The sequence below is a fragment of the Natronoarchaeum sp. GCM10025703 genome (assembly GCF_042661985.1).
Classification (GTDB): Archaea; Halobacteriota; Halobacteria; order Halobacteriales; family Natronoarchaeaceae; genus Natranaeroarchaeum.
Map to the genome: position 1 here is coordinate 2,966,424 of NZ_JBHSZF010000001.1, position 25,524 is coordinate 2,991,947.

At 63.3% G+C, this 25,524-nt stretch carries 31 protein-coding genes and 7 pseudogenes; 21 read left to right on the forward strand and 17 right to left on the reverse strand.

The genetic code is table 11. The features are described from left to right. Positions 1-21: 21 nt before the first annotated feature. The 4 genes from ACFQH2_RS16640 to ACFQH2_RS16655 all read left to right on the forward strand — a co-directional run bounded on the left by ACFQH2_RS16640 (position 22) and on the right by ACFQH2_RS16655 (position 3,132). Entirely contained in the window at positions 22-159 is a 138-nt protein-coding gene (locus ACFQH2_RS16640; protein WP_377076941.1) for a hypothetical protein, read from the forward strand. 317 nt (positions 160-476) lie between these two features. Continuing rightward, on the forward strand, positions 477-1,274 hold the full coding sequence (locus ACFQH2_RS16645; RefSeq protein ID WP_377076942.1) for a hypothetical protein: 798 nt from the start codon (positions 477-479) through the stop codon (positions 1,272-1,274). 8 nt (positions 1,275-1,282) lie between these two features. Then, positions 1,283-2,512, forward strand: a complete 1,230-nt coding sequence (locus ACFQH2_RS16650) for a hypothetical protein (RefSeq protein WP_377076943.1) — start codon at positions 1,283-1,285, stop codon at positions 2,510-2,512. Beyond that, positions 2,509-3,132 (forward strand): vWA domain-containing protein, encoded by a 624-nt coding sequence (locus ACFQH2_RS16655; RefSeq protein WP_377077012.1) that lies wholly within the window; start codon positions 2,509-2,511, stop codon positions 3,130-3,132. Before ACFQH2_RS16650 ends, ACFQH2_RS16655 begins: the two co-directional genes overlap by 4 nt. A gap of 193 nt (positions 3,133-3,325) precedes the next feature. Here the strand turns inward: ACFQH2_RS16655 and pyrF are convergent, their stop codons facing one another. Beyond that, entirely contained in the window at positions 3,326-4,159 is an 834-nt protein-coding gene (gene pyrF, locus ACFQH2_RS16660; protein WP_377055555.1) for an orotidine-5'-phosphate decarboxylase, read from the reverse strand. Positions 4,160-4,270: 111 nt separating this feature from the next. On the opposite strand from pyrF, the pseudogene ACFQH2_RS16665 reads away from it, so the two are divergent. From ACFQH2_RS16665 to ACFQH2_RS16690, 6 genes and pseudogenes are all read left to right on the forward strand, one after another. Then, positions 4,271-4,929 (forward strand): annotated as a pseudogene (locus ACFQH2_RS16665) (HAD family hydrolase). A 42-nt stretch (positions 4,930-4,971) separates the two neighbouring features. After that, the gene (locus ACFQH2_RS16670; RefSeq protein WP_377055559.1) at positions 4,972-5,181 is read left to right on the forward strand and encodes a hypothetical protein; all 210 of its coding nucleotides are present in this window, start codon (positions 4,972-4,974) and stop codon (positions 5,179-5,181) included. A 187-nt stretch (positions 5,182-5,368) separates the two neighbouring features. Next, the gene (locus tag ACFQH2_RS16675) at positions 5,369-6,556 is read left to right on the forward strand and encodes a Re/Si-specific NAD(P)(+) transhydrogenase subunit alpha (protein WP_377055561.1); all 1,188 of its coding nucleotides are present in this window, start codon (positions 5,369-5,371) and stop codon (positions 6,554-6,556) included. A 46-nt stretch (positions 6,557-6,602) separates the two neighbouring features. After that, positions 6,603-6,887: an NAD(P) transhydrogenase subunit alpha gene (locus ACFQH2_RS16680; protein WP_377055563.1), complete on the forward strand. Its 285-nt coding sequence runs from the start codon at positions 6,603-6,605 to the stop codon at positions 6,885-6,887. 83 nt (positions 6,888-6,970) lie between these two features. Further along, a pseudogene (locus ACFQH2_RS16685) lies at positions 6,971-7,983 on the forward strand (NAD(P)(+) transhydrogenase (Re/Si-specific) subunit beta). Beyond that, positions 7,935-8,318: an NAD(P)(+) transhydrogenase (Re/Si-specific) subunit beta gene (locus ACFQH2_RS16690; protein WP_377076944.1), complete on the forward strand. Its 384-nt coding sequence runs from the start codon at positions 7,935-7,937 to the stop codon at positions 8,316-8,318. The pseudogene ACFQH2_RS16685 and the gene ACFQH2_RS16690 overlap by 49 nt, the downstream one beginning before the upstream one ends. Positions 8,319-8,336: 18 nt before the next feature. On the opposite strand, the gene ACFQH2_RS16695 is transcribed toward ACFQH2_RS16690, so the two are convergent. Both ACFQH2_RS16695 and ACFQH2_RS16700 read right to left on the reverse strand, forming a co-directional pair. Further along, on the reverse strand, positions 8,337-8,783 hold the full coding sequence (locus tag ACFQH2_RS16695) for a hypothetical protein (RefSeq protein WP_377055567.1): 447 nt from the start codon (positions 8,781-8,783) through the stop codon (positions 8,337-8,339). A gap of 61 nt (positions 8,784-8,844) precedes the next feature. After that, positions 8,845-9,294 (reverse strand): DUF2240 family protein, encoded by a 450-nt coding sequence (locus ACFQH2_RS16700; protein WP_377055569.1) that lies wholly within the window; start codon positions 9,292-9,294, stop codon positions 8,845-8,847. A gap of 91 nt (positions 9,295-9,385) precedes the next feature. Between ACFQH2_RS16700 and ACFQH2_RS16705 the strand changes: the two genes are divergently transcribed. Then, entirely contained in the window at positions 9,386-9,757 is a 372-nt protein-coding gene (locus ACFQH2_RS16705; protein ID WP_377055571.1) for a 30S ribosomal protein S8e, read from the forward strand. Between the two features lie 3 nt (positions 9,758-9,760). Here ACFQH2_RS16705 and ACFQH2_RS16710 read toward each other — a convergent pair whose 3' ends face one another. Beyond that, positions 9,761-9,931: a hypothetical protein gene (locus ACFQH2_RS16710; RefSeq protein WP_377055573.1), complete on the reverse strand. Its 171-nt coding sequence runs from the start codon at positions 9,929-9,931 to the stop codon at positions 9,761-9,763. A gap of 139 nt (positions 9,932-10,070) precedes the next feature. On the opposite strand from ACFQH2_RS16710, the pseudogene ACFQH2_RS16715 reads away from it, so the two are divergent. Beyond that, a pseudogene (locus tag ACFQH2_RS16715) lies at positions 10,071-11,248 on the forward strand (ABC transporter ATP-binding protein). A 43-nt stretch (positions 11,249-11,291) separates the two neighbouring features. Then, positions 11,292-11,639: pseudogene (locus tag ACFQH2_RS16720) on the forward strand (universal stress protein); the annotation flags it as partial. A gap of 167 nt (positions 11,640-11,806) precedes the next feature. Here ACFQH2_RS16720 and ACFQH2_RS16725 read toward each other — a convergent pair. The 3 genes from ACFQH2_RS16725 to ACFQH2_RS16735 form a co-directional block, all read right to left on the reverse strand. After that, positions 11,807-12,568: a GNAT family N-acetyltransferase gene (locus ACFQH2_RS16725; RefSeq protein WP_377076945.1), complete on the reverse strand. Its 762-nt coding sequence runs from the start codon at positions 12,566-12,568 to the stop codon at positions 11,807-11,809. Positions 12,569-12,657: 89 nt separating this feature from the next. Further along, positions 12,658-13,026 (reverse strand): hypothetical protein, encoded by a 369-nt coding sequence (locus tag ACFQH2_RS16730; RefSeq protein WP_377055582.1) that lies wholly within the window; start codon positions 13,024-13,026, stop codon positions 12,658-12,660. 56 nt (positions 13,027-13,082) lie between these two features. Next, a complete protein-coding gene (locus ACFQH2_RS16735; protein ID WP_377055584.1) occupies positions 13,083-13,451 on the reverse strand; it encodes a hypothetical protein in 369 nt (122 codons plus the stop codon). A 417-nt stretch (positions 13,452-13,868) separates the two neighbouring features. On the opposite strand from ACFQH2_RS16735, the gene ACFQH2_RS16740 reads away from it, so the two are divergent. Beyond that, positions 13,869-14,252: an HTH domain-containing protein gene (locus ACFQH2_RS16740; RefSeq protein WP_377055586.1), complete on the forward strand. Its 384-nt coding sequence runs from the start codon at positions 13,869-13,871 to the stop codon at positions 14,250-14,252. An 11-nt stretch (positions 14,253-14,263) separates the two neighbouring features. On the opposite strand, the gene ACFQH2_RS16745 is transcribed toward ACFQH2_RS16740, so the two are convergent. From ACFQH2_RS16745 to ACFQH2_RS16775, 7 genes and pseudogenes are all read right to left on the reverse strand, one after another. Continuing rightward, complete coding sequence (locus tag ACFQH2_RS16745; protein ID WP_377055588.1) at positions 14,264-14,962, reverse strand: helix-turn-helix domain-containing protein; 699 nt, start codon at positions 14,960-14,962, stop codon at positions 14,264-14,266. A gap of 92 nt (positions 14,963-15,054) precedes the next feature. Then, the gene (locus tag ACFQH2_RS16750; protein ID WP_377055590.1) at positions 15,055-15,360 is read right to left on the reverse strand and encodes a ferredoxin family protein; all 306 of its coding nucleotides are present in this window, start codon (positions 15,358-15,360) and stop codon (positions 15,055-15,057) included. Beyond that, complete coding sequence (locus tag ACFQH2_RS16755; RefSeq protein ID WP_377055592.1) at positions 15,357-16,718, reverse strand: FAD-dependent oxidoreductase; 1,362 nt, start codon at positions 16,716-16,718, stop codon at positions 15,357-15,359. The genes ACFQH2_RS16750 and ACFQH2_RS16755 overlap by 4 nt, the downstream gene beginning before the upstream one ends. 55 nt (positions 16,719-16,773) lie before the next feature. Next, positions 16,774-17,790, reverse strand: coding sequence for an electron transfer flavoprotein subunit alpha/FixB family protein (locus ACFQH2_RS16760; protein WP_377055595.1), 1,017 nt, complete (start codon positions 17,788-17,790; stop codon positions 16,774-16,776). Next, complete coding sequence (locus ACFQH2_RS16765; protein WP_377077033.1) at positions 17,791-18,102, reverse strand: hypothetical protein; 312 nt, start codon at positions 18,100-18,102, stop codon at positions 17,791-17,793. A gap of 83 nt (positions 18,103-18,185) precedes the next feature. After that, positions 18,186-18,578: pseudogene (locus tag ACFQH2_RS16770) on the reverse strand (electron transfer flavoprotein subunit alpha); the annotation flags it as partial. A gap of 145 nt (positions 18,579-18,723) precedes the next feature. Next, the gene (locus tag ACFQH2_RS16775) at positions 18,724-19,266 is read right to left on the reverse strand and encodes an HIT family protein (protein ID WP_377055599.1); all 543 of its coding nucleotides are present in this window, start codon (positions 19,264-19,266) and stop codon (positions 18,724-18,726) included. Between the two features lie 224 nt (positions 19,267-19,490). Between ACFQH2_RS16775 and ACFQH2_RS16780 the strand changes: the two genes are divergently transcribed. After that, on the forward strand, positions 19,491-19,691 hold the full coding sequence (locus ACFQH2_RS16780; RefSeq protein ID WP_377055601.1) for a hypothetical protein: 201 nt from the start codon (positions 19,491-19,493) through the stop codon (positions 19,689-19,691). On the opposite strand, the pseudogene map reads toward ACFQH2_RS16780, so the two are convergent. Both map and ACFQH2_RS16790 read right to left on the reverse strand, forming a co-directional pair. After that, positions 19,688-20,582, reverse strand: a pseudogene (gene map, locus ACFQH2_RS16785) (type II methionyl aminopeptidase). The gene ACFQH2_RS16780 and the pseudogene map sit on opposite strands and share 4 nt — an antisense overlap. A 31-nt stretch (positions 20,583-20,613) precedes the next feature. Then, positions 20,614-21,512 (reverse strand): annotated as a pseudogene (locus ACFQH2_RS16790) (isoaspartyl peptidase/L-asparaginase). A 144-nt stretch (positions 21,513-21,656) separates the two neighbouring features. Between ACFQH2_RS16790 and icd the strand changes: the two are divergent. The 3 genes from icd (at position 21,657) to ACFQH2_RS16805 (ending at position 23,880) form a co-directional block, all read left to right on the forward strand. Continuing rightward, positions 21,657-22,919 carry an isocitrate dehydrogenase (NADP(+)) gene (gene icd / locus ACFQH2_RS16795; RefSeq protein WP_377055608.1) on the forward strand — a complete coding sequence of 421 codons (1,263 nt, stop codon included), beginning with the start codon at positions 21,657-21,659 and terminating at the stop codon, positions 22,917-22,919. Between the two features lie 206 nt (positions 22,920-23,125). Continuing rightward, on the forward strand, positions 23,126-23,557 hold the full coding sequence (locus ACFQH2_RS16800; protein WP_377055610.1) for a GNAT family N-acetyltransferase: 432 nt from the start codon (positions 23,126-23,128) through the stop codon (positions 23,555-23,557). Between the two features lie 41 nt (positions 23,558-23,598). Then, entirely contained in the window at positions 23,599-23,880 is a 282-nt protein-coding gene (locus tag ACFQH2_RS16805) for a hypothetical protein (protein ID WP_377055612.1), read from the forward strand. Here ACFQH2_RS16805 and ACFQH2_RS16810 read toward each other — a convergent pair whose 3' ends face one another. Beyond that, positions 23,881-24,231 carry a cupin domain-containing protein gene (locus ACFQH2_RS16810; protein ID WP_377055614.1) on the reverse strand — a complete coding sequence of 117 codons (351 nt, stop codon included), beginning with the start codon at positions 24,229-24,231 and terminating at the stop codon, positions 23,881-23,883. A 152-nt stretch (positions 24,232-24,383) separates the two neighbouring features. Between ACFQH2_RS16810 and ACFQH2_RS16815 the strand changes: the two genes are divergently transcribed. The 3 genes from ACFQH2_RS16815 to ACFQH2_RS16825 all read left to right on the forward strand — a co-directional run bounded on the left by ACFQH2_RS16815 (position 24,384) and on the right by ACFQH2_RS16825 (position 25,444). Next, entirely contained in the window at positions 24,384-24,908 is a 525-nt protein-coding gene (locus tag ACFQH2_RS16815) for a DUF5817 domain-containing protein (RefSeq protein WP_377055616.1), read from the forward strand. A gap of 121 nt (positions 24,909-25,029) precedes the next feature. Next, entirely contained in the window at positions 25,030-25,251 is a 222-nt protein-coding gene (locus ACFQH2_RS16820; RefSeq protein WP_377055618.1) for a hypothetical protein, read from the forward strand. Positions 25,252-25,312: 61 nt separating this feature from the next. Further along, entirely contained in the window at positions 25,313-25,444 is a 132-nt protein-coding gene (locus ACFQH2_RS16825) for a hypothetical protein (protein WP_377076946.1), read from the forward strand. Positions 25,445-25,524 lie beyond the last annotated feature (80 nt).

Here is a 25,524-nt window from a genome sequence, read left to right on the forward strand (position 1 = left end):
TCACCGACTACGCTGGCGAACTTGACGACGACGGTTCGACATCGACGGGCCTCGACCCTTGCGAGGCCCACCGCTGTGGCGACCGTCGATTCGCTCTCGCAGAGCGCCAACTACGGTACCAACATCGGCGAAACGGCGCTTCAAAAGGCCGCGGCGTGACCCGGATCGGCAAGGTCGTTTCGGTTCGTCCCGGTCGCCGATTGGTTCACATGCCGCCGTGACGATGCCAACGGCCGATTCGATAGGCATTATTTTGTTTGGACAATTACACGTGTATTATATATTATATACTTGCCAGTCAATAAAGAATGATCTTACTTCGACTACAGAAGATAGCTCTCTAACATCTATCTTGTTGTGTATATATATCATGCCCCCTCCGGTCAGCATTTTGTGTAGTGTTCCCGAGCAAACCGGGGCACACGGTGAAAGCATGTCGAAGGAATCCAACCGAAACATCACACGACGCAACGTGCTTGCTGGCATCGGCGCTTCCGGCATCGGGGTCGCGCTCGGCGCGCACGGCGTCGCCGCAGGCGAACAGGAGGACGGAAACGACAAATATCAGGTCCCGGTCGCGATGGACTGGCAGGAATCGTTCTACAAGAGCGGCAAATGGAAGCACGTCGAGGCCTTCCCGGACAGAAACCACGACGCGATGCAAGACGATCATATCGACTACTGCGACGGGGGAGCTGAACGGCGCCCTGGTCGACGTCGAAGACCCGCTCAGCTCGGGCCTGCGCACGGACAACAAGTACACCGATCCGGGCGACCCGCTGATCGACTTCCACGGGGTCAAGCCGGGCTATGGCGGCGAGGCGACGCTGAGCTACCACCTCTGTAACGAGCCGGGCAAACTCAAGTTCAAAGCCCGCGATGTCCACGTCGACAAGAAGCTCGCGCACTTGGCCCGAGCGCGCGTCTGGTACGACGAGTTCGACGGCGCGAAGCCGCCGAGCAACGGCAACAACGGCCCGATGTACCCGACGGTCATGGGGCCGGTCAACGACGGTACCGACGGTACCGACGAGATCGAAGAGATCATCGTTACGGGTGACGATTCCCGCTTCCCCGAACCCGGTGCCCGAAACTACGACTGCGACGACTACGAGGACCGGCTCGGCCGGTTCGAAGACGGTGATCTCCAGGGAGACGAACTCTTCGGGGAGGATTCAGCGAGGGCGACACGGCGTCGGGGGAGTGTGGCACGATCACGGTCGACGCCAGGACCTCCGGAACCGTCACGCTGTCCTCTGATGAACCCGTCCTGATCGTCAGTGTGAAAGGCGGAAACGAGGGAGAGAACGTCTACGTCTTCAATGACTCCGTCATCCTCGACGGTGCCACGTTCTCGACGCCCACCGGGCAGGGTATCAGCAACATCGACGTGTGCTGCTTCGAGAACGGTAATGGCGGCAACGGCGGCAACGGCGGCAACGGCCACGACGACCGGGGAGACAACGTCTACCAGCCCTACGAGCCGATCATCGCCCAGGGATCGCTCAAGAAGGTGCTGTACAAGCTGAAGAAGGGCGTTCACATCTCCGGCGACCCCTACGTCGCCGATCCGTTCGACCGGGAGGGTATCCACTACTACGCCTACCCGCGGAAGAACACGAGCAGCATGGAGACGGCGCCCGCCGAAAAGTACGACCCCGGATGGATCACCGATCACAACGTCGACGAGCACGTTCACGGGAAGAAGGCCAAGGAGTTGGCAGATCTCAAAGAGGGCATCGAGATCCACATCGAGGGTACCGGGTACGCCGCACGCAGCAAAGACCAGCCGCTTCCGGACCTCCGTATCACGGTCGAGGAGGTCATCACTGACAAGAAAGGCAAGCCGGTCGGCTTCGAATGGAAGAGCAACCTACCGATCTGCCGGGTCGAGATCGCCAGCGGCCAACATACGAAGCTGAACGTGTTCGACCGTACTCGGGAAGGAACCGCGCTTGCGCCGCTCTATGACGACTACGACGACGACCACGGCCGACGGCGGCCGATGACCGCTGTCCGATTCGGCGTCTGCGGCGAACGCGACGATGACGACTACTGCATCGAGAACTCCAACACCGGCTACATCGGCTTCGAGTGGTGGGTTCCCAAGCATTCGGGCCTCGAAAAGAAGACCAAATTCGAGGCAAACTTCGATTTCACTGCGGAGCGGTGCCTGAGGGAACCGGGGTGTCCGGATTGTGAGGTGCCGGATCCAGGCGAGGACGACTTCGATGTCACCATCGAGAGCATCGACGATAGCGCCTTCCCGACCGTAGAAGCTACTGCCCGCGTGGACACTGCTGCGGGCGGCAAGGGCGATCTGGAAGCAAGCGACTTCCAACTCTGCGAGGAGACAGTCGGTGGGCTCGGTGACGGGTACTGTGGCCAAGAGATCGAAGACGTCGCTTTCGGTGGCGAACAGGAGGAAACCCTCGCCGACATCATGTTGGTGATGGATACGTCGGGATCTATGGGGGTAGCAAAATCGAGAACGCTAAAGACGGTGCAATAACGCTCGTTGGCGGTGATACCGATACCGACAACGATGCGAACGTCGGCGGGTTCGACCCGACGGTCAACGTCGGTCTCGTCGAGTTCGATAGCTCCGCATCCCTCATCTCGGAGCTTGGAACTGATCAGAACCAGGTCGAAGACGACATCGACGGCCTCAGTGCTGGCGGTGGCACGGACGTCGGTTCTGGAATCTCCGAGGCTCAGCTTGAATTCGACACCTCCGAGAACAACCGCGACAACGCTCCCGACTTCATGATCGTTCTCGGGAACGGGGATACGTCAGGGGGCGAAGTGCCAGCGAACGATGCCAAAAACAGCGGGACGACGATCTACGGGATCGCGTACGGTTCCGGTGCGGCGGTGAGTGATTTCGATGATATCTCCGGGGAAGTCCCCAACGACCCCGACTACGAGGACTACACCTTCGACGCCGACGGGGACGATATTACGGACATCTTCGACGAGATCGGCCAGCAGATCTTCGGCACCTACACCCTCAAATACGAGACGGAAAACTTCGCGACCGACGGCAACGACCGCAACGTGCTGGTGTACGTCGACGACCCCGACGAGGGCGACGCCGACGCAACAGAAACGTACACTGCACCGAGCAGTTGAACACCAGATCGACCGGTATCGCACCCGGTCGGTCTGATCGGCCGGTCGCGCGTCCGGTTCCAGAGTCTGGAGATGACCAGATTGCTCCCAAGGAGAACGCTCAGCGAACCGAACGTATCTACGTCGGGAGGGGAACTTCATCGATCTCGTCCGGACTGCGCTCGGTAAGCATTGTCCCGCCAGTATGCCTATTCTACCGATACTGGTTGAGCCGTTTTTTCAGCCGTTTTGCGGCGTCGCCCGCCGCGCCCGTGAACTGGTCGACGTCTACCTCGCCCCGCCCGGCGCTCTCGCCGGCGAAGATGATCCCTCGCGAGGAGTTGACGACGCCGACACCGTCGGCGAGACCGTGTTCGACCGCGGCTTCGGCGTCGCCGCCCTGACTGCCGACGCCCGGGACGAGGAAGGGGAGGTCGGGAACCTGCTCGCGGACCGACTCCAACTCCTCCGGCGTGGTCGCGCCGACGACGAGTCCGACGTTGTCGTTCTTGTTCCACGTGTCCGCGAGCGCGGCGACGCGCTCGTAGAGCAGGTCTCCCTCGGCGAGTTCGAGGTCCTGCAGGTCCGCGCCGCCGGGGTTCGACGTCCGGCAGAGGATGAACACGCCAGCGGTCTCGGTGTCGAGGAACGGTTGTAGCGAGTCCCGGCCCATGTAGGGGTTGACCGTGATGGCGTCCGCGGCGGTACTGCTGGCGTCCGGGTCGACGAGTTCGGCGTACTGGCGCGTGGTGTTACCGATGTCCGCCCGCTTGGCGTCGAGGATCACTGGCACGTCCTTCCCCTTCGCGTAAGCGATGGTCTCTTCGAGCGCGCGCCAGCCGTCGGGGTCCTCGTAGAAGGCGGCATTGGGCTTGAACACCGCCGCGTGGTCGTGCGTCGCGTCGATGATCCGGCGGTTGAACGCGAAGCGCGGGAGGTCGTACTCGTGGAGCGGCTCGGGGATCCTGCTCGTGTCGGGATCGAGGCCGACGCTGACGACGCTGTCGACCGTCTCGATGCGGTCGGCCAGTCGGTCGAAGAAGTTCATGCTTGCTCGTGCGAGAGCAGTCCACTACAAGATACCGATCACTGCCGGAGAAGGGCAGATAGCGATATCCGCGACAGACAGGCTCAAATCCCCTGCCACGTAGTAGTAGATATGACGCTGTCGGCTGTCGTCTTCGATCTGGACGAGACGCTTGCCATCCCACGCCGCGAGCGAGGAACGATCCTGACTGACGCGATGGCCTCCATCGACGCCCCCTGCCCACGCGACAGGAGTACCAGAGCGCACACGGGCGCCATCTGACCGACGAGACCCGTGCACCGATCTTTTCGGAGATCTTCGAGAACTACGACGCAGACACTGATCCGGACGCCGCGGCGACGGCCTACCGCAACGAGATAGCCGCCTCGCTCGTGCCCGTCGCCGACGCGGAGTCGCTGATCGCTCGGCTTCGCGAACGCTACCGGGTCGGACTGTTGACGAACGGCCCGGTCGTCGCCCAGCGGGACAAGATCGAGACGCTTGGCTGGGGCGACCTCTTCGACAAAACGATCGTCACGGGTGAACTCTCGGCCGGAAAGCCGGACTCGCGTGCGTTCGAGGCGATCCTCGGTTCGCTATCGGTGCCGGCGGAGGAGACAGTGTACATCGGCGATCAGGTACGGACCGACGTTCACGGCGCGAAAGACACGGGTATGCGAGCAATTCAGGTGCTGTACGAGGGCGGCCCCGACCCGGATAGCCGGGCCGACGCACACGTCGAACGGGCGGCGCTGGCGACGGAGCTACCGGCCACGCTCGGCGCGTTCTGAACCGCCGGATGATTGAAGTTCGTGTACTCCTTGACACCGACTATGCCACAGATTGACGGTATCATCAAAGAACGGTACACGAGCGACGAGATCGCCGAGGACCTCCGGGACCTGATCGACGCCGATGTCCTCGACCCCGACGACGAGGACGCGCTCGAACGCGTTGCACGAGAGTTCTACTTCAGAGGGCTCGTTCATGGCCACGCCAGCGAAGAGAAGGTCTCGGATATTCGGGCCGATTTCGGCTACTAGCGCGGAGCGACACGACCGGGTTCGTCTCTCACTCGTGGCTGCTGTTCGACCCGTGATCTGTTGGCAGATCTTCACTTGCGACATCGTCAGTATAGCGGCATTTATTGGCGTAAAAGCGGTCCAGCGCCGCTTCTCGTTTCGACGGTGTTATTACCCGATAGTTTCCAGAAAGGTGTAAGCATAACACATGATAATCGGTGTCCCAGAAGAACGATACGAAGAAACTCGGGTGGCATTGATTCCACCCGTCGCTGAGGGACTCGTCGAAGACGGGTTCGACGTCCTCGTCGCCGCCGGAGCGGGCGACGATGCAGGATGGAGCGACGACGAGTACCAGGCTGTCGGGTGTGAGATAGTCGATGACGACGACGTCTTCGAGCGGTCTGACGTCCTCTTTCAGGTGCGAGCACTCGGTGCCGCAGCGGAGAGCGAGACGGACCGCTATCAGGAAGGCCAGATCGTCATCGGACTGCTCGGTCCGTACGACGTCGACGACGAACTGGAGACGCTTGCCGGACAAGACGTCACCTCGTTCGCACTCGAGTTGATGCCGCGGATCAGTCGGGCACAGAGCATGGACGCACTCTCGGCAATGGACAGCATCAGCGGCTACAAGGCGACGATGATGGCCGCAGAGACGCTTCCAAAGATCTTACCGATGGAGATGACCGCTGCCGGAACCATCCAGCCAGCGGACGTCTTCGTCGTGGGTGCAGGGGTCGCCGGACTGAAGGCCATCGCGACCGCCGAACGCCTCGGCGCGTCCACGAAGGCCTACGACATCCGGCCGGAGGTCAAAGAGGAAGTCGAGAGCCTCGGCGGGGAGTTCGTCGAACTGGATCTCGAAACCGACGACGACGCCTCCGATGATCAGGGCCAAGCGACCGAACAGGACGAGGAGTTCATCCGGAAACAGCGCGAGATGATGACCCGGGTTGTCGGCGAGGCCGACGTCGTCATCACGACGGCGAACATTCCGGGGCGGCCAGCACCGGAACTCGTTACCACTGAGATGATCGAGGAGATGGCTCCCGGCTCGGTCGTCGTCGACCTCGCGGCAAAGCGAGGCGGCAACTGCGAACCCACTCAGCCCGACGAACGGATCACCCACGAGGGCGTCGAGATTATCGGCCCGACGAACGTTCCGGCGACCGTCGCCAGCACGTCGAGCAGACTCTACGCCAACAACGTCGTGAACTTCTTCGAGAACCTGCTCGACGACGGCGAGGTAGTCGTCGATACTGATGACGAAATCATCGACGATACGATGCTAACCAGAGACGGCGTCGTTCGGGATCCGCATCTCGACGACGAAGCGGAAGAAGAGGAAGAAGAGGAAGGAGTAGAGCAGGAAAGGACGGAGGTAGACGAATGATCGAGACGACTCACGCACCTACTGCGGACCGACCGGAGGCGAACCGATGAGCCTGATCCAGAACCTGACCCTGTTCGTGCTGGCGGCGTTCCTGGGCTACGAGATCATCACGAAGATTCCGACGAACCTGCACACGCCCCTGATGTCCGGATCGAACGCGATTACGGGAATCACGCTGGTCGGTGCGGTCGTCGTAGCCGGATCCGGCGAATCCACGATAGCGACCGTCCTCGGCTTTCTGGCGGTCGTCATGGCGACGGTCAACGTCGTCGGCGGATATCTCGTCAGCCACAAGATGCTCAGTGACTTCAAGAAGGGAGGTGGCGCCTGATGCTGCTGGACGTCGCGCCCGACTGGGTACTGCCGATTGCATACCTGCTCGCCGCGATGATGTTCATCCAGGGGTTGCGGGACATGACTCACCCCCGCACCGCGATGCGGGGCAACCTGATCTCGGCCGCCGGGATGTTCGTCGCCGTCGCGGTGACCGTCGTCTGGTTCGAGATCATCTCGCCCATCGTTCTCTTCAGCGGACTGATCGTCGGAACGGCCGCCGGGACGGTGCTGGCACTCCGGGTCGACCGCACCGAGATGCCCCAGCTAGTCGGCGTATTCAACGGCTTCGGTGGCGGCGCGTCCGCCGTCGTCGCCGGCGCTGAACTGATCGAGATACAGATCGGCGGCGGCGTACTCCCGACAGAGGTTGCCGTCGCCGCCGTCTTTTCGGGGATCATCGGCGCCGTCACCTTCTTCGGTAGCATGGTCGCAGCCGGAAAGCTCCACGGCGTCGTGACGAGTTCGGCGGTCCGATACTCCGGCGAACAAGCTGTCAAGCTCCTGACGCTGGGACTGGCGCTGGTGGCCGGTGGCTACCTCGTCACCCAGCCGGACGTGCTGGCGGCACAACTCCAGGGCGACTTGCTGCCGTCGTACTGGTTCCTGATCGCCGCCGCATCGCTGCTCGGCGTCTTGCTCGTGATTCCGATCGGCGGCGCGGACATGCCGGTCGTGATCGCACTGCTGAACGCCTACTCCGGGCTCGCGGCCGCCGCGACCGGGTTCGTGCTGAACAACACCGCGCTGATCATCGCCGGCACCCTCGTCGGGGCCGCCGGGATGATCCTCACCGTGATCATGTGTGAGTCGATGAACCGGTCGCTGACGAACGTGCTCTTCGGCGGCTTCGGCGAGGAGCCAGACCAGGCGGAGATGGACGACATCTACGAGGGGAACATCACCGAGACCTCCCCGAAGAGGTGGAGATGCTGCTCGACGTCGCTGACCGAGTCGTCATCGTGCCGGGCTACGGGATGGCCGTCGCCCAGGCACAGCACGCCGTCGCCGAGCTGCCGGTGAACTCGCGGACAACGGCGTCGACGTGGAGTTCGGTATCCACCCGGTCGCCGGCCGGATGCCGGGGCATATGAACGTCCTGCTGGCGGAGGCCGACGTGCCCTACGAGCAGATGCGCGAACTGGAGGAGGTCAATCCGACCTTCTCCCAGACCGACGTTGTAATCGTCACCGGCGCGAACGACGTCGTCAACCCCAAGGCGAACACCGACGAATCCAGTCCCATCGCGGGAATGCCCGTGCTCAACGTCTCTGAGGCCGGGACGGTCATCGTCAACAAGCGGAGCCTGAGCCCCGGCTTCTCCGGGATTCCGAACCCGCTGTTCGCCGAGGGCAACACGAGCATGCTCTTTGGCGACGCCAAAGCGTCGATGCAAGACCTCGTGAACCTCTACAAGGAGAACAACTAGACGGTTTTCGCGGCCGCTTTACGCGTCGTTTTCTGCCAGTGCCGCGCTGACCACATCGAGGACGGCCGCCGCACGCTTCGTTTCTGCGCCGCTCTCGACGAAGACGAGCGTCTTCGGCCGATGGACGGCTTTCGGACGAACCCGGAGCCCTTCGCTTTCGGCGCGGTCCGCCGCGACCTCTTGGCCTGCCGAGAGCTCTATCCGGACCCGGTCGTCGTGGGCGAACGCCTGTGCGATCCGGCAGCCCTCGCCGCTTGCGTGCTGGCGTCTGGAATCGTCCGGGTCTTCGACTCGCTCTTCGGTCCACTCGATATCGTAGGCGCGGTCACCGTCGGCAGTCCCCGAGACCGCCCGGTCCGGATTCGTCACTGAGAGCCGCCCGAGCGCACCGTCGACGCGCCCGTCTATCTCCGAGGAGAGCAGTTGGGCGATCCGGACGCCGTCGGTGACGCGTTTCTCGACCATACCGAATGCTCGCGCTCGGCGGGTTTCGGCTTTGCGTTCTCTCGAAGCGTCCGAGAGGATGTCACTCCCCGCCCAGTTTCTCCCGCGCCTGCCGCGCTACATCCGAGAGGTCGACCCCGTTCCGGCGCCCGAAGACGACGGCGGCAGTCTCGATAGTCACGCCGAGGTCCGACTGGAGACGGTTGATGCCCGCGACCGCCGCCTGTTTCTCGATCCCCTCGTCTTCGAGCGCCGAGAGCGCCTGCTCGAAGGGTGATCGCTGCTGGATGATCTCCTCGTCGGGGACGAAGCCGTCGGGAACCGCGACCTCGTTCGGGTCGAACGTGATCTCGACGTGGCCGTCCGACCGGTCGAGCAGGCCACGCCCGGTCGCAACGTCGACGAGTCGGGTCGCCTGATCCGGCGAGAACCAGTCCCGGTCAAGCGACAGCGCGACGACGAACTCGTTTTCGGCGAGCCGTTCGGCTCCCTTCTGGCGGAACGGCGCGGCGACGGTGATCCGGAGGCTCATGTCTTGCAGGTACAGGACGCGCTCGGTAAACCTGCCGGTCTTCGGCCCACAAGTCGATCCATTCAAGTGTTGCCCGCTGTTTCTCCACTGTATGGTAGACCACGGACGCTCTATGCGAAAGCGAACAGGCGGGCGACTCCGACCGAACACTGACCGCAAGAAACACCAACTCGGCCGCGAACCGACCGAGACCGGCCTCGGCGAGACGTCGATCCGAACCATCGACGCACGCGGTGGCACCCGCAAAGTTCGCGCACTCAACATCGATACCGCAAGCGTCGCTGACGGCGACGAGACGGTCCAGGCGGAGATCGAGGACGTCGCCGAGAACGCGGCGGACCCGAACTACGCTCGACGAAACATCATCACGAAAGGTGCGGTCATCGAGACGACCGAAGGGCGTGCCCGCGTGACCTCCCGACCCGGTCAGACCGGTCAGGTCAACGCCGTTCTGGTCGAGTAACGCTCAGAACTGCTGGGTCGGCCCGCCCCAGGACGGATCGGTGTCGACGGCACACTCGACACAGATCCCCATATCCTCCTGATAATGTGTTCGGCAGACCATCGCTCCACAGTTGCGACACTGATCGACTGACTGCGCTTGCTCACAGACCTCACAGAGGCCAGTCACGCTCATACGAATGATACCGAGGCGCACGATATTAATTGGCAATGGTCAGAACGCCCCAGAACTCTTCTCAGACGCTGGGAATCGCCGGCCCGTTAAACAGGAAAACGCGCTGAGATACTGGTACGAACAGCACCCGGGTGACACAATGGCTACGTCTAGACAACACGAAGAGATCGTCGGGGAACCGTCGGAACAGAGACAGCGTTCGGCCGACCGACAGGAGAGCGAGACGCCGACCGCCGATCGAACGATTCTGACACTCGACAGTGCAACCAAGCGCTACGGTCCCGAAGTCGCCGTCGACGAACTATCGCTGTCGGTGGTCGACGGGGAGTTCATCACGCTACTGGGGCCGTCAGGCTGTGGCAAGTCGACCACGCTGCGACTGATTGCCGGCCTCGAACGCCCCGACGAAGGGGCGGTCCGGATCGACGGCGAGACGGCCGCCGAGGCCGGTGACGGACCCTTCGTTCCCCCGGAGAACCGCAACGTCGGCGTCGTCTTTCAGGACTTCGCGCTCTTTCCGCACATGACCGCCGCCGAGAACGTCGCGTTCGGCATCGAGGACCTGCCCGACGCCGAACGGGACGGGCGCGTCGAAGACCTGCTCGAACTCGTCGGTCTGGCCGACCAGGGCGACTCCCGGCCGGAGGCGCTCTCGGGGGCCAGCAACAGCGCGTCGCGCTCGCACGGGCGCTCGCCCCCGAACCGGAGATTCTCCTGCTCGACGAACCGTTCTCGAACCTCGACGTGGATCTGCGCGTCGAGATGCGCGAGGAGGTCCGACGGATCGTCAAAGATACCGGCGTGACAGCGGTCTCTGTCACTCACGACCAGGAGGAGGCGCTGTCGATCAGTGACCGCGTCGCCGTGATGCACGAGGGAGAACTCGAGCAGGTCGGTGCGCCCGAAGCCGTCTTCCAGCGACCGACGTCTCGCTTCGTCGCGAACTTCCTCGGCCACGCCAGTTTTCTCTCCGGCTACGTTCAGGGAGACGAGGTCGAGACGTCTGTCGATAGCCTCCCCCGCGAGCAGGTCCACGGCCTGCAGTCCGAGTACGACCACACCGAACTCGACGTACTGGTCCGGCCCGACGACGTGCTCACGACGTGCAACTGCAACGGTGAGGCCGACGGCGTGATCACATACCGACGCTATCTCGGCCCGACCGTACTGTACCGCGTCGAACTCGATAGCGGCGAGACGGTACAGTGTATGCACAACCACAGCGAGAAACTCGAACTCGGCGACCGGGTCGACGTGGGACTCGTTGCCGATCACGAACTGGTCTGGTTCCCCGTCGAGGACGACGCCGGAGCCTGATCGGGTCCACATCGTTTTGTATCCGATCCCCATAGAGTGGGGTATGTACAGACGAATCCTGCTGCCGACCGACGGGAGCGCGGGGAGTCAGCGGGCGCTCGAGCACGCCGTAGCACTGGCTGACGAGGTCGGAGCGACGATCCACGCGGTCTACGTCGTCAACACGAGCGAGTACGACGAACTCGAGGGGAACTCTACCGACGAACTGGAGCGGACCGGCGAGACCGCCCTCGATGGAGTCCAGCGGACCTGTGGACGGGTTGGCGTGGACGTCGAGACGGAGTTACGGCACGGGGCTCCACACGAGGAGATCCTGGCGGCCGCCGACGATGCAGCGGCGGACGCCATCGTGATGGGCACCCATGGTCGGACGGGGATCGACAGGCTCCTCGTGGGAAGCGTCACAGAGCGGATCGTCAGGGAATCGCCGATTCCGGTAACGACGGTTCGCGTCTCCGAGGAGACGAGCGCGATCGATTCTCCCGAGCGCGCGCTCGAACGCGCTCGTGAGGCGGTCGAAGAGGCCGGTCACGACGAGATCAAAGTGGTCGACGACCCCTATCGGGGAACCAGTTTCTGGATCGTTCCGATGGAGCTAGAAGGGGTGATGCGCGGGTGCATATCGACGCGGCGACGGGGGTATCCGTATCGCATCCCCGGAGAACTGAGACTGGAACCGATCGACAACGAAAGGAACGTGTTAGCTGCGGACGATTGGGGGTGACGAGTCGCGAGTGCGCTCGACGAGGAGAGTTCGAGCCGCATCTCGAAGGAGGGGGCACGGCGGCCGATCCCTGTGCGGTCAGAGGTCTGCTCGACTCGCTCGAAACCGAGGCGCTCGTACATCGAGATTGCTCTTCGGTTCGAGGGTTCGACTTCGAGGACGAGCGCATCGCGAGCGGCGGCCGACGCGCTCGCGATGATGTGTTTGCAGAGCTCTGTGCCGATCCCGCGGGACTGGTAGTCCTGATGAACGAAGACGGCTAGCTCCGGTTCGGGCTCGTGGGTTGGCATGTAGACGGCGTGGCCGGCGATATCGCCGTCCGCAGTCGCGACGAAGTTGCCACCGTCGGCGACGAGCATGTCGACCCACTCCGCCCGGCGCTCGTCGGTCAGTGGCGGCAAGCCCTGCGCTCGGTCCGTGGAATCGAACTTTCGATACATCTCGAGGAGCACCTCCCGGTCGTCGGTGTCGTAGGGCCGGACGGTCCAGGCCGACCCAGTCGCGTCGACGAAGCGCGGACAGCGTGCCGGGCAGTGGGCGGTCCCTTCGCACTCGGACGGGTCCCAGTACTCACAGCTGCTGGTGTTCGATCCCATGATGGGAGATTCGTCTGGACGCGTCATAAGCCGATAGCTCGGTCTCAGAAACTGAGAACGAATCAAGCACCCATGAACTGGCGCGCCCATCAGTGCTCTGGCAGCAGCTCCGACAGTGGGACAGCAGCCGCCGCCTCGGGGTCGAGCGTCGCGACGACGCCGCTGTCCTCGGTGACGGGCGCGTGGAGTACCAGCACGTCCTCGTAGCTGTAGACGGTCGCGGTGTGTTCGCCGTAGGGGCCGCCGACGGGCTGATAGCCGGTCGTTCGTTTGAGGACGGGGAGTTTCTTCTCGGGTGGGATCCCGTCTTTCGCTCCCGGGTTCATACGCTGTATTTCGATACTTCCCTCGTCGTACCGGACGACAGCACGAAGATAATCGCCGCAGATCCGGTCTAACTGCGTATCTAGTTCCGCCGCCAGTTCCTCAGCAGTCGTCCGATCAGTCGTTGATGACATGGTGTTCGGTATTGCTGGAGTCGCGTCCATTTGCTTTCGGGGCGATGGGGGTCGGTTTACCGCGATAACTGCCCGGGAGAGGTCGGCTCTGTAGTCGAAGCGACAGACACCGATCCGTAGCCGCCCAGTGAGACCGCACCCGGTTGCCACCGAGCAGTCTCGACCCGCGTACAGACCGAGCGAAGCGCGTCGAGCGTCGCGCGGTGGTCCTCACCGGTGGTGAATCGGTCGAGTGTCTGCCGGTCCGCGAACTCGAACTGCAGTCGGACACACGTCCCGTCGACGGCGCTCATCGGACGGAAGCCAGCCAGCCCATCGACGGCAATCCACCGGACCACCGCATCGGAGACGAGTTCGCGGTACTGCTGCTCACGTTCGGGGTCGATCTCGCAGGTCAGTTCGTACCGGTAGCCGCCGGTGTTCATTATCGAAATCCCCCGGGCGGGCCAGCAGGTCCGTCGCGGTGCAATCGGCGAGCGTTGAGGGGATGCCCGGTCATATCATACAGTATCACAGCCAGATCAATCGGAACTACGCTGTATATTGGAGGGTTTAATACCGGTGGGAGTGATGACTCGGCTAGTTCCTGTGGATCTCCTGGATTACGTACGTGCTCGGCGATCTGGACGCGTCGGTCGTCCAATACGTCGGCGTCGCGGTCACCTACGGCCTCGAAGCGCTCTAGCACCGGGTCGGCCCCTGGACGACGGTATCGATAGAGGGCACCTCCAGTGAGACCGAAGAATCGACGGACAGGACGCCGACCGTCCTGAACTGCCGACGGATAAACAACTGTATATTACAGCCAAACGGTGTTGGCGAAGTAGATACACAGTACTGGTATGAGCCGCACCTCCCAGCTCTACTCGGACGGCGGGACCAACGAGCGCGAGATACGCGAATGCTTCGAGCCGAAGCTTGTCGTCGAGTTACTCAACGACGACGAGGCCCTCAAACTGTTCCGAACGGCAACGGAGCCGATGACGATCCAACAACTCACCGAGGAGTGCAACATCTCGCAGTCGACTGCCTACAGGAAAGTTGAGAAACTGAACGACGCCGGATTGCTGGTCGAAACGACAGCAAAGCGCCCGGACGGCGACCCGCCTGCACGGTACAAACAGCGCGCACCCGCGGTGACAGTAACGGTCTCAGACGACGTCGACGCCGTCTGTGCCGATCTGCTATCCGGGATCGAAACTGCCGAAACCCGACCAGAGGAGTAGCGTCCGCCCTCTCACTCGTCTGTTGCTGCCCCGGCCGCCGTCGAGGTTGTACGCCCGACGCCATCTTCTGACTGAAGTAATCCGACGACGAGTTTCGAGGCGACCGCGTTCAGTCGCTGAGATGCCGCTGATTTCGAGACGCCGAGTTCGTCAGCGACGTCGCCGAGGTCGGCCTCGCGAGGCGTCTCGTAGTAGCCGAGTTCGTACGCAAAGCGGATCGCTTCACGCTGTTTGTCGGTGACGACGCTGTCGGCCGCGGTAGAGCCCCCACCGCCCCCGGAATCCATATCGACCAGACGCTGGAGACGAACAGTCGCCCCGGACTCACGGAGTTCCGCGACGATGTTCCGTAGCTCTTCGCGGCCGCGGATCGTCAGCGAAAAAACGAGTTCGTTGCCCTGGACATCCTCTATGTCGGAGACGCAGGCGTGGTTCTGGAAGATCCGACAGGCACACGATTCCGTGACTTTCTTGCTGAGAAGGTGCGGCTGTGTCGACGCGTCGCTGGACGGCGTTACTTCCGCGTGACACTCACAGGAACGGTCGTCGCGGTTGCTGTCCGGGTAGGAGAGTGACTGGCGGACTGATTCGGACTCGGACGCCGCCGAGAGCAACTCGCATCCTGCACTCGACGGAGGTTCGACCCTGAGACGAGCGCGGAGCGTGTCGACCTCCTCGGAGGCAGGGTCGGCACCGGGGGCTGCGGTCATACTCCGTCCTATGTGTGCCTCTTTTGAATGGGGGTGGGTCGTTCCCATGGAGTGAGAAAAGCTGAGTCACAGTGGAAACCGCAGAGAGCGCGCTACCCGTGGCTGTAGGTGACGCCGGAGCCGTTCTCGGGATAGGTCCAGACGACGTTGTTGTGCGGGCAGGCGAACCGACAGCTGCTACATTCCAGGCAGTTCTCGTAGGCGATCTGCGGGACGCCGTCCTCGCCCTCGCGCCAGACGTCGGCCGGGCAGACGTCGACGCAGTCATCGGTACGACAGCGTTCCTCACAGATGCCCGGGACTTTGACGTCGAGATGTGATTCGCCGGGATCCTCGTACTTGACAGTGTACAGTCGGTCTTCGAGCGATGCGTTGTCTACGGATTGTTGCGTGCTCATGAGGTCATCACCTTCCGGTACCGCCAGGCCAGTTTCGCTGCGCCTCTCCAGCCGCCGACCGTCTGGAGGATCCGGTCTTTCGCGTCTTCGGCGTGCTCGGCTTTCGGTTCGCGATCGATCGTGAAATACTCCTCGCTGGCGTCTGCGATCGCTCGCGGCAGATCACGGAAGAGGAGGTCCTTGTCCTCGACTGCCGTCTCCATCAGCCATTCGTAACGTTCGAGGTTCTTGACGACGAAGGAGTCTTCCAGATTCTGTGGGTACTCCATCAGCGCGTTCGGGTCCGTGCGGTCGTTCGCCAGCGCCGTGATGATGGCGTTCCCCGCGTGGTAGCCGCTCTCGACGGCCATGTTGGTTCCTTCGAGATGGACGCCGTTGTTCAGGACCAGTCCCGCAGTGTCCCCGACGAGCACCGCGCCGTCGTGGACGAGATCCGGGATGGCGTCCGCACCGCCCTCCGGAATCGTTTTCGCGGAGTACTCCACAGTACGGCCGCCCCGGACCAGCGGTGCGACCGCCGGATGGGACTTGAACTGGTTGAGCGTCTCCTCGGGCTTTGCCTGCGTCGTCACCGCGTCCTCGATCCGGTAGGCGAGGCCGATGCTTACCGTGTCGTCGTTGGTGTAGATGAACGCGCCACCGAAGGAGTCGCCGACGGCGCCATCGCCGAAGTAGTGATAGGCGGCGCCGGACTCGTCGGTCAGTCGGAACCGCTCTTCGATCTCGTTTCCGTTGCCCGGGAACTCGATGACCTCCTTGACAGCCACCGCAACGTCCTCGCGCGGCGATTTGTCCTTGAGATCGGCACCTTCGGCGACCAGCGAGTTGCCACCTTCCGCGAGCACGACCATCGGCGCACGCAGTTCGCCATCCGGTCGGTCGGTGTCGACGCCGACGATCCGGCCATCCTCGCGAATCAGATCGGTGACGGTCGTTTCGGTGATCAGCGTCGTCCCCGCTTCGACCGCCTGCTCGGCGAACCACTCGTCGAAGTCGCCGCGCAAGACGGTGTAGGAGTCGTTGTGTGGCTCCTGGTGCCACTGGTTCGGTTTGATCGAGACTGCCGTCTCGTCCTCTGGCGAGAGCATGCCGAACCGCTTCTCGCCGACGTATCGCTCCAGCGGTGCGTCGTCGATATCGGTCAGTTCGCGGATGGTCGGCGTGTACAGCACGCCGCCGAAGACGTTTTTCGCACCGGGGTAGGCGCCACGCTCGATCATGATCACGTCGAGACCGGCCTGGGCCATCGTCAGCGCCGAGGCGCTCCCGGCGGGGCCGGCACCGACGACTATCGCGTCGAACTCCTCGTCGTAGCTGGGATCAGCGGGCGGTTTCGCTCGCTCGGAATCTTCGCTCATGCGATCACCTCCGGAGCGGGGATCCGGCGTACTCGCACTCGTTCGTTATGCTCTCTCATGCGATCACCTCCGCTGGATCGTCGACGTCCTCTAACTGTTCGACCAGTTCGGGGCAGACTTCGAAGAGGTCGCCGACGATTCCGTAGTCGGCGTGCTCGAAGATCGGTGCGTTCGGGTCGTTGTTGATAGCGACGACGACGTCGCTATCGTTCAGCCCCTCGATGTGCTGGACGGCACCGCTGATACCGACGGCGACGTAGAGGTCCGGCCGGACGGTTTTCCCGGTCTGACCGACCTGTCGTGCGCCGTCGATCCAGCCTTCGTCGACCGCCGCGCGACTCGCGGCGAGTTCCGCATCGAGCGCATCCGCCAGTTCAGCGACCGGTCCGACATCGCCCTCGACGCCGCGACCGGCCGCGACGACGCGGTCGGCGTCGGTGATATCGGCAGTGTCGCCGACCTCGCGTTCGACGACCTCGGAGACCGTGTCCTCCTCGTCGACGATAACCTCGACGTCCTCGATCTCGCCCTCGTGATCGGGTTCGGGTTCGGCAGTCGCGAAGACGCCGGGACGGATCGTCGCCATCTGCGGGCGGTGGCGCTCGCACTTGATCGTCGCCAGCACGTTGCCGCCGAACGCCGGTCGACGGGCTTCGAGATGGCCGTCCTCATCGATGCCGAGTTCCGTACAGTCGGCGGTGAGTCCCGCGTACGCGGGAACAGCGACCCGACCGGCGAAGTCGCGGCCGGTGTGGGTCCCGCCGATCAGCACCACGTCGGGTTCGCGTTCCTCGACGAGGTGGCGGAACTGCTCGCCGTAGGGGTCCGCACGGTAGGGCTCGAACACCGGGTCGTCGGCGACGAGTACCCTGTCCGCGCCGCGCTCGATGGCTTCCTCGGCGACGTCGTCGAGGTCCTCGCCGATTGCGAGCGCAACGAGCTCTTCATCGAGTTCGTCAGCGAGCGATTTGGCCTCCGAGAGCAACTCCCAGGAGACGGGCGCGACCTCGCCGTCGTGTTCCTCGATGAACACCCAGACGTCAGAGTGATCCTCGATATCTACGTCCGACATCTAGACCACCTCCTCCTCGACGAGCGTTTCGAGCAGTTCCTCGGCCGAATCGAGCCGCTCCTGTTCGCGTTCGACCGGATCGACGGTCTCCATCCCGCCGACCTGTGTGGGCGAGGCGGCAAGCCCGACCCGATCAGTATCGATCGGGAGGTCCTCGGCAGTGACCTCGCGGGCCTCGAACTCGGTCTCGGCGTAGATCTTTCTGTGGAGTCCGGCGGGCCGTGGCTCGTTCTCGCCGTAGGCGAAGGCGATAACGACCGGTAGGTCCGCAGCGACGTATTCGTGACCGCCCTCGACGTCACGTTTGGCCACGATCTGATCGTCCTCGAACCGGGGTCTAGCTCTTCGGCGTAGGTTAGCTGGGCCCAGCCGTTGTGGGCGGCGATCCCCGGCGGGACCTGACCGGTGGAGGAGTCCGTCGTCTCCTCGCCAGCGAGCACGACATCCGCGTCGAGATACTCGGCCGTCGCCGCGAGCACGAGACTCGTCGGCCACGTGTCGCTCCCGGCGAACGCACGGTCGGTGACGAGCACCGCATCGTCACAGCCCATCGCGACTGCCTCTTCGAGAACTGGCGTCGCCTGTGGCGGGCCCATCGTCACGGCGATGACTTCCGCATCCACCTCGTCTTTGATCGCTAACGCTGCCTCAAGAGCGTTTCTGTCCGGCCGATTCAGGATCGCATCCGCACCCGATCGATTGAGTGTCCCACTGTCAGGATCGATCGTTACGTCGTCCTCGTCGGGCACCTGCTTGATCCCTACTACGACGGTCCATTGATCAGTCATAGTAGCTGTTCACGGTGGCGGCTACGCCGTACCGGGCTATGAGGGGTCGAGACGCTTCCCAGCGATTGAGAAATCTATAGACGAAACGCAATATTCGACGGGGTTTTAAATACGCGGCCGGCCGCCGGAGACGCGATTTCGACGACTATTTGTCGATCAGTACTGCGGTTTCCGGTCCTGAAGCGGTCGCCTCGTCCTGCTGGGCGAACGCGTCGTGCAGTCGCTCGTAGGTGTCTTCGAGCGCTTCGACGATTACTTTCGTATCGCTGACGGTCGCCATGAAGTTCGTGTCCTCTTCCCAGCGCGGGACGACGTGCGTGTGAAGGTGGTCGTCGATGGACCCGCCAGCGCCGCTGCCGAGGTTCAGTCCGGTGTTGAACCCATCGGGGTTCAGTGCCGTCTCCAGTGCATTGAGAGTGCGCTGTTTCAACCGCGCGTGATCCGTCAGTACCGCCTCGTCCAGGTCGCCGTACTCCCCGGTGTGTCGGTGCGGGATCACCATCACGTGGCCGGGGTTGTACGGGTAGTTGTTGAGGAGTACGAACGCGTGCTCGCTCCGAGCGACGATCATGTTTCGCCGGTCTGCGTCCTGCTCCGGCAGTTCGCAGAAGACACACTCGTCGATGTCGTCCCGAGAGCTATCGCGTTCGACCCAATCGATTCGCCACGGCGCGAACACCTGCTCCATACGAGACAGTGTGGCCGCCCCGCACATATACTGTCGGCTATCGGACGACGCCGCGACGATCACGGTATGAAACCGGCGTTGTACTGTCTGAATCGTTTTTGAACGGTCTAAAGCTCTCTCGGCTCGTCTCGGCGAAAACCCACTGGCGTAGCCATAGCGGGGCGTTAAACGATCCATAACGGAGTGGGGTTTTTATATCTCTCTCAGGACTGGAAGCTGGTATAATGGCTATCACCGACGACTCCGTCGACGGCATCCACGAGTGCTGTGAGAGCTGTGGTCGGAAGACGAGACATCAGGTCTCGGTAGAGATCAAGACCGAAAGCAGAAAAGAAAAGAACGCGGAGTTTTCGCGCGAGCCCTACCGGGTGTCCGAGTGTCAGGCGTGCGGATCGCGGACCAGCCAGCGGATGAACAACGCCTAGTCCGTCGTCACTTCACAGCCCTCCGGCGTGACGATGATCGTATGCTCTTTCTGACTGACCAGACAGCCAGCGTCCTCTTTGAGCACCGGGTAGCCGTGGACGATATCCTGTGATTTGAGCCGTCGGAGCGCCATCTTCGCGCGGGAACTGTCGAGCCACCGCGTCGCGAAGGGGAGCGTTCGGAACTCTTCGGTGATCTGATCGAGTACCTGCCGGGCCTGTCGGTTCCGGACCGAGCCCTCCCGTTCGAGCGCGAAGATTTCCTCGTCGCCGCCCTCGCTGACTTTGCCCGAACCGTCGGTGGCGAACGGCTCGATTGCGACGACGTCGCCCACCTCCAGAGTAGTGCCCTGCGAGACGGCGCGGTTCGGAATCGTCGGCTCGGTGTGCTGTTCCCAGTGACCCAGTCCGTGGCCGGTGAGGTTGACGACGGGATTGTAGCCGTAGCCGTCGATGACCTCCTCGATCGCCCCGCCGATCTCGCCGGTCTGAACGCCGGGTTCGATCATCTCGAGGGCGGTGTCGAGCGCCTCAGCCGGGGCGTTCGCTGCTCGGATTGCCGGAGAGATCGACGGTGATCGCGGTGTCGGCCAGCCAGCCATCGACGCTGACGCCGATGTCGAGGTTGATCATCTCCTCGCCGAACGTCGACTCGTCGCCGATACTCGGCGTCGCGTGGGCCGCTTCCTCGTCGATACTGATGTTGACGGGGAAGGCGGGTTGGCCGCCGAGTTCGCGGATCCGGTCTTCGGCGAACTCGGCTACTTCGAGGTGACTCTCGCCGACCTCGACCCGCTCGACTGTCTCCGCGCGCACCTGAGAGAGGATCTCGCCAGCCTCGCGGTGTTTCTCGTACTGCTCGGATTCGAGATCGACGTCGGATGTTGCCATACAGGTATCTCGTCCGAGGGCGCAAAAGGCGTTACGCAGTATCGCCGGCGGATGACGAGTCCGTAGCGACGCTCGTCTGCATCGCGTCGCTGTTGTACGCGCTCCCAACGGTGCCGTCCGCGTCGGCGACGATGACGCCCGCGGAGTCGCCGGTCACGGTATCGAGTTCGTCGATCGCCCGGGTCGCCGCAGTCTCCGGATCGTCGCCGCTTTCGAGGTGGCCGACCGCCGCCCGGGCTACGCCGGTCCGGGCGATAGCTTCGCCCGCCCCGGTGGCGCTCGCACCCCCGCGTCCGCCGCGAAAAAGCCCGCGCCGAGTTGTGGGACGTCACCGACACGGCCAGCGAGCGCGTACCAGCGCCCACCGGTCGACGTCGCCGCGGCGACCTGCCCCTCCTCGGCCGCGACTGCGCCGACCGTGTCGTGATCCTCGGGCGCTCGCGAGGACGTATCGCCGAAATGCTCCTCGATCCAGTCCAGTTGCTCGCTGGCCGGTCCCTCCGGCGGGGATTCCGACGCCCAGCGCTCTCGGGAGCGCTCGGACCAGAGGTCGACGTCGGTGTCGATTCCGTACTCGCCCGCGAGCGAGCGGGCGTGCTCGCCGGAGACGAACACGTGTGGCGTCTCTTCGAGGACGACTCGGGCAGCAGCGAGGGCGTGCTCGACACCCTCCATCGAGCAGACCGCGCCCGCCTTCCCGTCCTCGGTCATGACTCCCGCATCGGTCCGGATCGATCCGTCACTCTGGACGGCGCTCCCGATGCCGGCGTTGAACCGTGGCGACGTTTCGAGAACCTCTACCGCGCGCACGACGGCGTCCAGCGGAGCCGATTCGGTGACTCCTCGATCAGCCGCGTCGTCGAGCACTGCCTGTCTGGACTCGGGGGCTTTCGGCTCTTCGCCTGCGCCGCCGTGGACAATTACGTGCATACCACCATCGTGGAAATCGACTGCCTTCAGTACTTTCGTCCGGAGTTCCCGACCGGCGTCGAGAGGCCTACTGGTCGCAGTATTTGCGCCATCAGAAGCAAAAGACAGGGCTTTTAGCCCCAACCTGATTTCGTAGAAACGACCATGAGCTATGACAAGGTCGAAGTCCCCGAGGACGGGGAACCGATCACTCTCGCAGACGAGGAAACTGGCGAACTCGACGTGCCAGCAAACCCGATTATCCCTATTATTCACGGTGACGGGATCGGCACCGACGTCGGCCCGGCCGCACAGAAGGTACTTGACGCCGCTGCGGAAGCGACCGGCCGCTCGATCTCCTGGATGCGTCTCTACGCAGGCGAGTCCGCTCGTGAAAAGTATGACGAGAACCTCCCCGAGGACACCGTCAGTGCCATTCGCAACCACCGCGTGGCTATCAAGGGCCCGCTGACGACACCCGTCGGAGCGGGCTTTCGCTCGCTCAACGTCGCGCTCCGGCAGACGCTGGACATGTACGCCAACGTCCGGCCGACCTACTACATCGACGGCGTTCCCTCGCCCGTCAAATCCCCCGAGGAGATGGACATGATCACCTTCCGGGAGAACACCGAGGACGTCTACGCCGGCGTCGAATGGGAAGCCGGTACCGACGAAGTCGAACAGGTCCGTGACTTCCTCGAAGACGACATGGAGATCGCCGACGTCATCCACGATGGGCCGGTCGGCATCGGCGTCAAACCGATCTCCGAGTTCGGCTCCAAGCGACTGGTCCGCGAAGCGATCGACTACGCCCTCGCCAACGACCGCGATTCGGTGACCCTCGTCCACAAGGGTAACATCATGAAGTTCACCGAGGGAGCCTTCCGCGACTGGGGCTACGAGGTCGCCGAAGAGGAGTACGGCGAGGACGTCATCGTCGAGGACGATCTGTGGGAGGACTACGAGGGCGAACAGCCCGAGGGCACCGTTGTCGTGCAGGACCGCATCGCCGACAACATGCTCCAGCAGCTCCTCACCCGAACCGACGAGTACGAGGTCATCGCAACGATGAACCTCAACGGTGATTACATGTCCGACGCCGCCGGCGCACAGATCGGCGGGCTCGGCATCGCACCCGGCGCGAACTTCGGCCACGGCCGCTGTCTCGCCGAACCGGTTCACGGCTCCGCGCCCAAGTACGCCGGCGAGGACAAGGTCAACCCGACCGCGATGATCCTTTCGGGCCGCGAGATGCTCGATTATCTGGGCTGGTCCGACGCCGCAGACCTCATCCGGGACGCCGTTGAGGAGACCATCTCCTCGGGCACCGTTACCTACGACCTCGAACGACAGATCGAGGGCGGTACGAAGGTAGCGACCAGCGAGTTCGCCGAAGCAGTCATCGAGAACATCAAGAAACTCTCGTAGAGAGTTTCTCTGGCGCTCGCCCGTTGGGCGAGCACATCGAAAAGCTGTCGTAGACCGCTTTTCGAGCACCCGGAGATCAGAGATATCCGGGGACATCGAGAAACTCTCATAGAGCGCCTGCTCTCAGTCTCCGATTTTCTGCGGTACGAGTCACCCCGAGCGACGGGTCGTAACGCTAACCAACCACCGTTCCGTACGCCACTCTCATGACCGAAGTACGAGTCGTCGAGTCGATGGCCGAGCGCGAGGACGCCTACGCGGTCCGACGGACCGTCTTCGTCGACGAGCAGGGCGTCGACGAGGAGTTGGAGTATGACGAGCACGAGGACCACGCGACACATTTCGTCGCTTACGACGGCGACGAACCGGTCGGGGCCGCACGGCTCCGCGAACCGGAGGACGGCCTCGGGAAGGTCGAACGAGTCGCCGTGCTCGAATCGCGGCGCGAGCAGGGCGTCGGCGAGGCGCTGATGCGGGCCGTCGAGGCCGAGGCCCGAGCAGGAGGAATGACGAAACTCAAACTTCACTCGCAGACGCGCGCGGCCGGCTTCTACCGGTCAGTCGGCTACGAGCGCCGCGGCGAGGAGTTCGAGGAAGCGGGCATCCCCCACGTGAAGATGTACAAGACCGTCGAGTGATCGTCACAAACGGTTTGCGCCCAGAGGGAGACGACTGAACTATGAGCGAGGAACCGGAGACAGTCCGCGTCTGGCTGGTCGAACGGACCTACTCGGACGACGAGCAGAACCTGATCATTCTCACCTACGCGACGACGGACGGCGAGCAGTATTTCCGCAAGGAGCGGGCGCTCACCTCGTTTACCGACGTGCGGGAGACCACTGCCGCGGTCGAGGCCGACCCGAGCAATCTCGGCGATGTCAACGACGAGTCGCTGCGCGAGCGGTACGCCACGGAGGCCCGGCGCATGGCCGAGCACCACGACCCGAACGATGCGATCTGATCACTCGACGTCGTCCTGCCACGCCGGATCCGTCCGGGGCGGGGCGAACACGTCGATGCCTTCGACGACTTCGTCGGTCCGGTTCTCAGCGCCGTGGGGCTCCCCGCCGGGAATCGCGTAGGTGTCGCCGGGGCCGACCACTTTTTCGGTGCCGTCCGCGAGAACGAACGTGAGCGTCCCCGAGAGGACGACGCCGGTCTGTTCGTGCGGGTGGTCGTGTTCGGGAACGACGGCGTCGGGGTCGATCTCGAAGCGCTGGACGTTCATTTCCTCGCCGCCGGCGAGCAGGGAGAGGTGGACGCCGTCGACGGCTTCGGTCGAGTCGCTGTCGTCCGGGCCGAGAACTTGCATACCGGGGCATACGGAGGAGGATCGTAAATAGCTGGCTGGGCGGCTCCCGGGGCGACCGACGGATCGGTCGGGGGCCCGGTGATTGAGGTCGACCGGACCTACCGCCGACCGTCGCCGGTGCGTTCATTACCGTCCACCGACAAGCTGGCGGTATGTACGCGGTCGTCGGCTGTAACAACTGCAGTAATCTCTGGCTCGTCGAGGGACGCCAGGGCACAGCACAGTGTTCCCGGTGCGGGAAGACCCACCAGTTCGACCGGCTACACAAGTTCGCCGAGACCGACGACGAGGACCACGCCCGCGAACTGCGCGCGTCGATACTCGCCAACCGTAGCGACCACGGCGATGCGTTCGCGAACGTCGACTCCTTCGGCCAGCTAGAGAACCAGATCGAGGACGCCGGCGTCGACGACCGGGAGTATCTGGAAGGTTCGGGGCTCGACGCCGACGAAATCGACGCGGCCGCCGAGCAGTTCGACGACCGGGGCGGGAGTTCCCAGACCCGGAAGGAAACGGTTCTAGAGGCATTGCGAACGCTCGACGCACCGACTGAGGACGAGGTTGTCGAGTACGCCGCAGAACGCGACGTTCCGGCGGAGTACGTGACGACGAGTCTGGAGAAACTGGCCCAGCGGGGACGTGTCTCGGAGAGTCGGGGCGTGTACCGGCTGATCTAGACGCTCGAACGTACCCGGGCGTCGTCCTGGGCCGGGACGACGAGCCGAACCGAGCCATTCAGGGAGCCACGGCTACAAACTCCGGTATGATCGAAGGAGAGCCCCGTGACGGTGGTGACCGATGAGCGCGAACAGCAATGAGGCCGATTACGGACTGGTCGCAAAGGCCATTGCCATCGTTGCGGCGGGAGTCGTAATACCCGGAATCATCGCCCGGTTTCTCAACGCCGCCGGCTACAGCATTATCGGGACGTTCGTGTTCGGGATGAGTTTCTTCGGGATGGTCGTGCTGGTCTGGTACGTCTGGATCCGACCGCTCGACCTCGCCGGCCCGATGGGATAAGAGATGACCCGCGGAGTAACGGAACTTTAATCATCCGCACGGTAGCAATATCGGATAACCAATGAACGCGCTTCCACTGCAACTGCTGGACACGTTCCTGCTCGACTACCACATCGGGCACGTGCTGGCACTGACGTTCGTTCTGGTGATGCTGGGATCGCTCCCCTCCGGTCGCGCAAGATACTGGCCCTGAACGCGATTCTGTTCGGCGTCATCTTCATCGCGGTCCCGTTTTCGATGACCGAGAACATTATGTACCGGCTCGTCGGCTTC

Bases quoted from the DNA above. Each gene is read 5' to 3' on its own strand.
- pyrF (WP_377055555.1), bottom strand. From the start codon at position 4,159: ATGAACTTCTTCGACCGACTGGCCGACCGCATCGAGACGGTCGACAGC.
- ACFQH2_RS16670 (WP_377055559.1), top strand. From the start codon at position 4,972: ATGCCACAGATTGACGGTATCATCAAAGAACGGTACACGAGCGACGAG.
- ACFQH2_RS16675 (WP_377055561.1), top strand. From the start codon at position 5,369: ATGATAATCGGTGTCCCAGAAGAACGATACGAAGAAACTCGGGTGGCA.
- ACFQH2_RS16680 (WP_377055563.1), top strand. From the start codon at position 6,603: ATGAGCCTGATCCAGAACCTGACCCTGTTCGTGCTGGCGGCGTTCCTG.
- ACFQH2_RS16695 (WP_377055567.1), bottom strand. From the start codon at position 8,783: ATGGTCGAGAAACGCGTCACCGACGGCGTCCGGATCGCCCAACTGCTC.
- ACFQH2_RS16700 (WP_377055569.1), bottom strand. From the start codon at position 9,294: ATGAGCCTCCGGATCACCGTCGCCGCGCCGTTCCGCCAGAAGGGAGCC.
- ACFQH2_RS16705 (WP_377055571.1), top strand. From the start codon at position 9,386: ATGGTAGACCACGGACGCTCTATGCGAAAGCGAACAGGCGGGCGACTC.
- ACFQH2_RS16710 (WP_377055573.1), bottom strand. From the start codon at position 9,931: ATGAGCGTGACTGGCCTCTGTGAGGTCTGTGAGCAAGCGCAGTCAGTC.
- ACFQH2_RS16725 (WP_377076945.1), bottom strand. From the start codon at position 12,568: ATGGGATCGAACACCAGCAGCTGTGAGTACTGGGACCCGTCCGAGTGC.
- ACFQH2_RS16730 (WP_377055582.1), bottom strand. From the start codon at position 13,026: ATGTCATCAACGACTGATCGGACGACTGCTGAGGAACTGGCGGCGGAA.
- ACFQH2_RS16735 (WP_377055584.1), bottom strand. From the start codon at position 13,451: ATGAACACCGGCGGCTACCGGTACGAACTGACCTGCGAGATCGACCCC.
- ACFQH2_RS16740 (WP_377055586.1), top strand. From the start codon at position 13,869: ATGAGCCGCACCTCCCAGCTCTACTCGGACGGCGGGACCAACGAGCGC.
- ACFQH2_RS16745 (WP_377055588.1), bottom strand. From the start codon at position 14,962: ATGACCGCAGCCCCCGGTGCCGACCCTGCCTCCGAGGAGGTCGACACG.
- ACFQH2_RS16750 (WP_377055590.1), bottom strand. From the start codon at position 15,360: ATGAGCACGCAACAATCCGTAGACAACGCATCGCTCGAAGACCGACTG.
- ACFQH2_RS16755 (WP_377055592.1), bottom strand. From the start codon at position 16,718: ATGAGCGAAGATTCCGAGCGAGCGAAACCGCCCGCTGATCCCAGCTAC.
- ACFQH2_RS16760 (WP_377055595.1), bottom strand. From the start codon at position 17,790: ATGTCGGACGTAGATATCGAGGATCACTCTGACGTCTGGGTGTTCATC.
- ACFQH2_RS16775 (WP_377055599.1), bottom strand. From the start codon at position 19,266: ATGGAGCAGGTGTTCGCGCCGTGGCGAATCGATTGGGTCGAACGCGAT.
- ACFQH2_RS16780 (WP_377055601.1), top strand. From the start codon at position 19,491: ATGGCTATCACCGACGACTCCGTCGACGGCATCCACGAGTGCTGTGAG.
- icd (WP_377055608.1), top strand. From the start codon at position 21,657: ATGAGCTATGACAAGGTCGAAGTCCCCGAGGACGGGGAACCGATCACT.
- ACFQH2_RS16800 (WP_377055610.1), top strand. From the start codon at position 23,126: ATGACCGAAGTACGAGTCGTCGAGTCGATGGCCGAGCGCGAGGACGCC.
- ACFQH2_RS16805 (WP_377055612.1), top strand. From the start codon at position 23,599: ATGAGCGAGGAACCGGAGACAGTCCGCGTCTGGCTGGTCGAACGGACC.
- ACFQH2_RS16810 (WP_377055614.1), bottom strand. From the start codon at position 24,231: ATGCAAGTTCTCGGCCCGGACGACAGCGACTCGACCGAAGCCGTCGAC.
- ACFQH2_RS16815 (WP_377055616.1), top strand. From the start codon at position 24,384: ATGTACGCGGTCGTCGGCTGTAACAACTGCAGTAATCTCTGGCTCGTC.
- ACFQH2_RS16820 (WP_377055618.1), top strand. From the start codon at position 25,030: ATGAGCGCGAACAGCAATGAGGCCGATTACGGACTGGTCGCAAAGGCC.
- ACFQH2_RS16825 (WP_377076946.1), top strand. From the start codon at position 25,313: ATGAACGCGCTTCCACTGCAACTGCTGGACACGTTCCTGCTCGACTAC.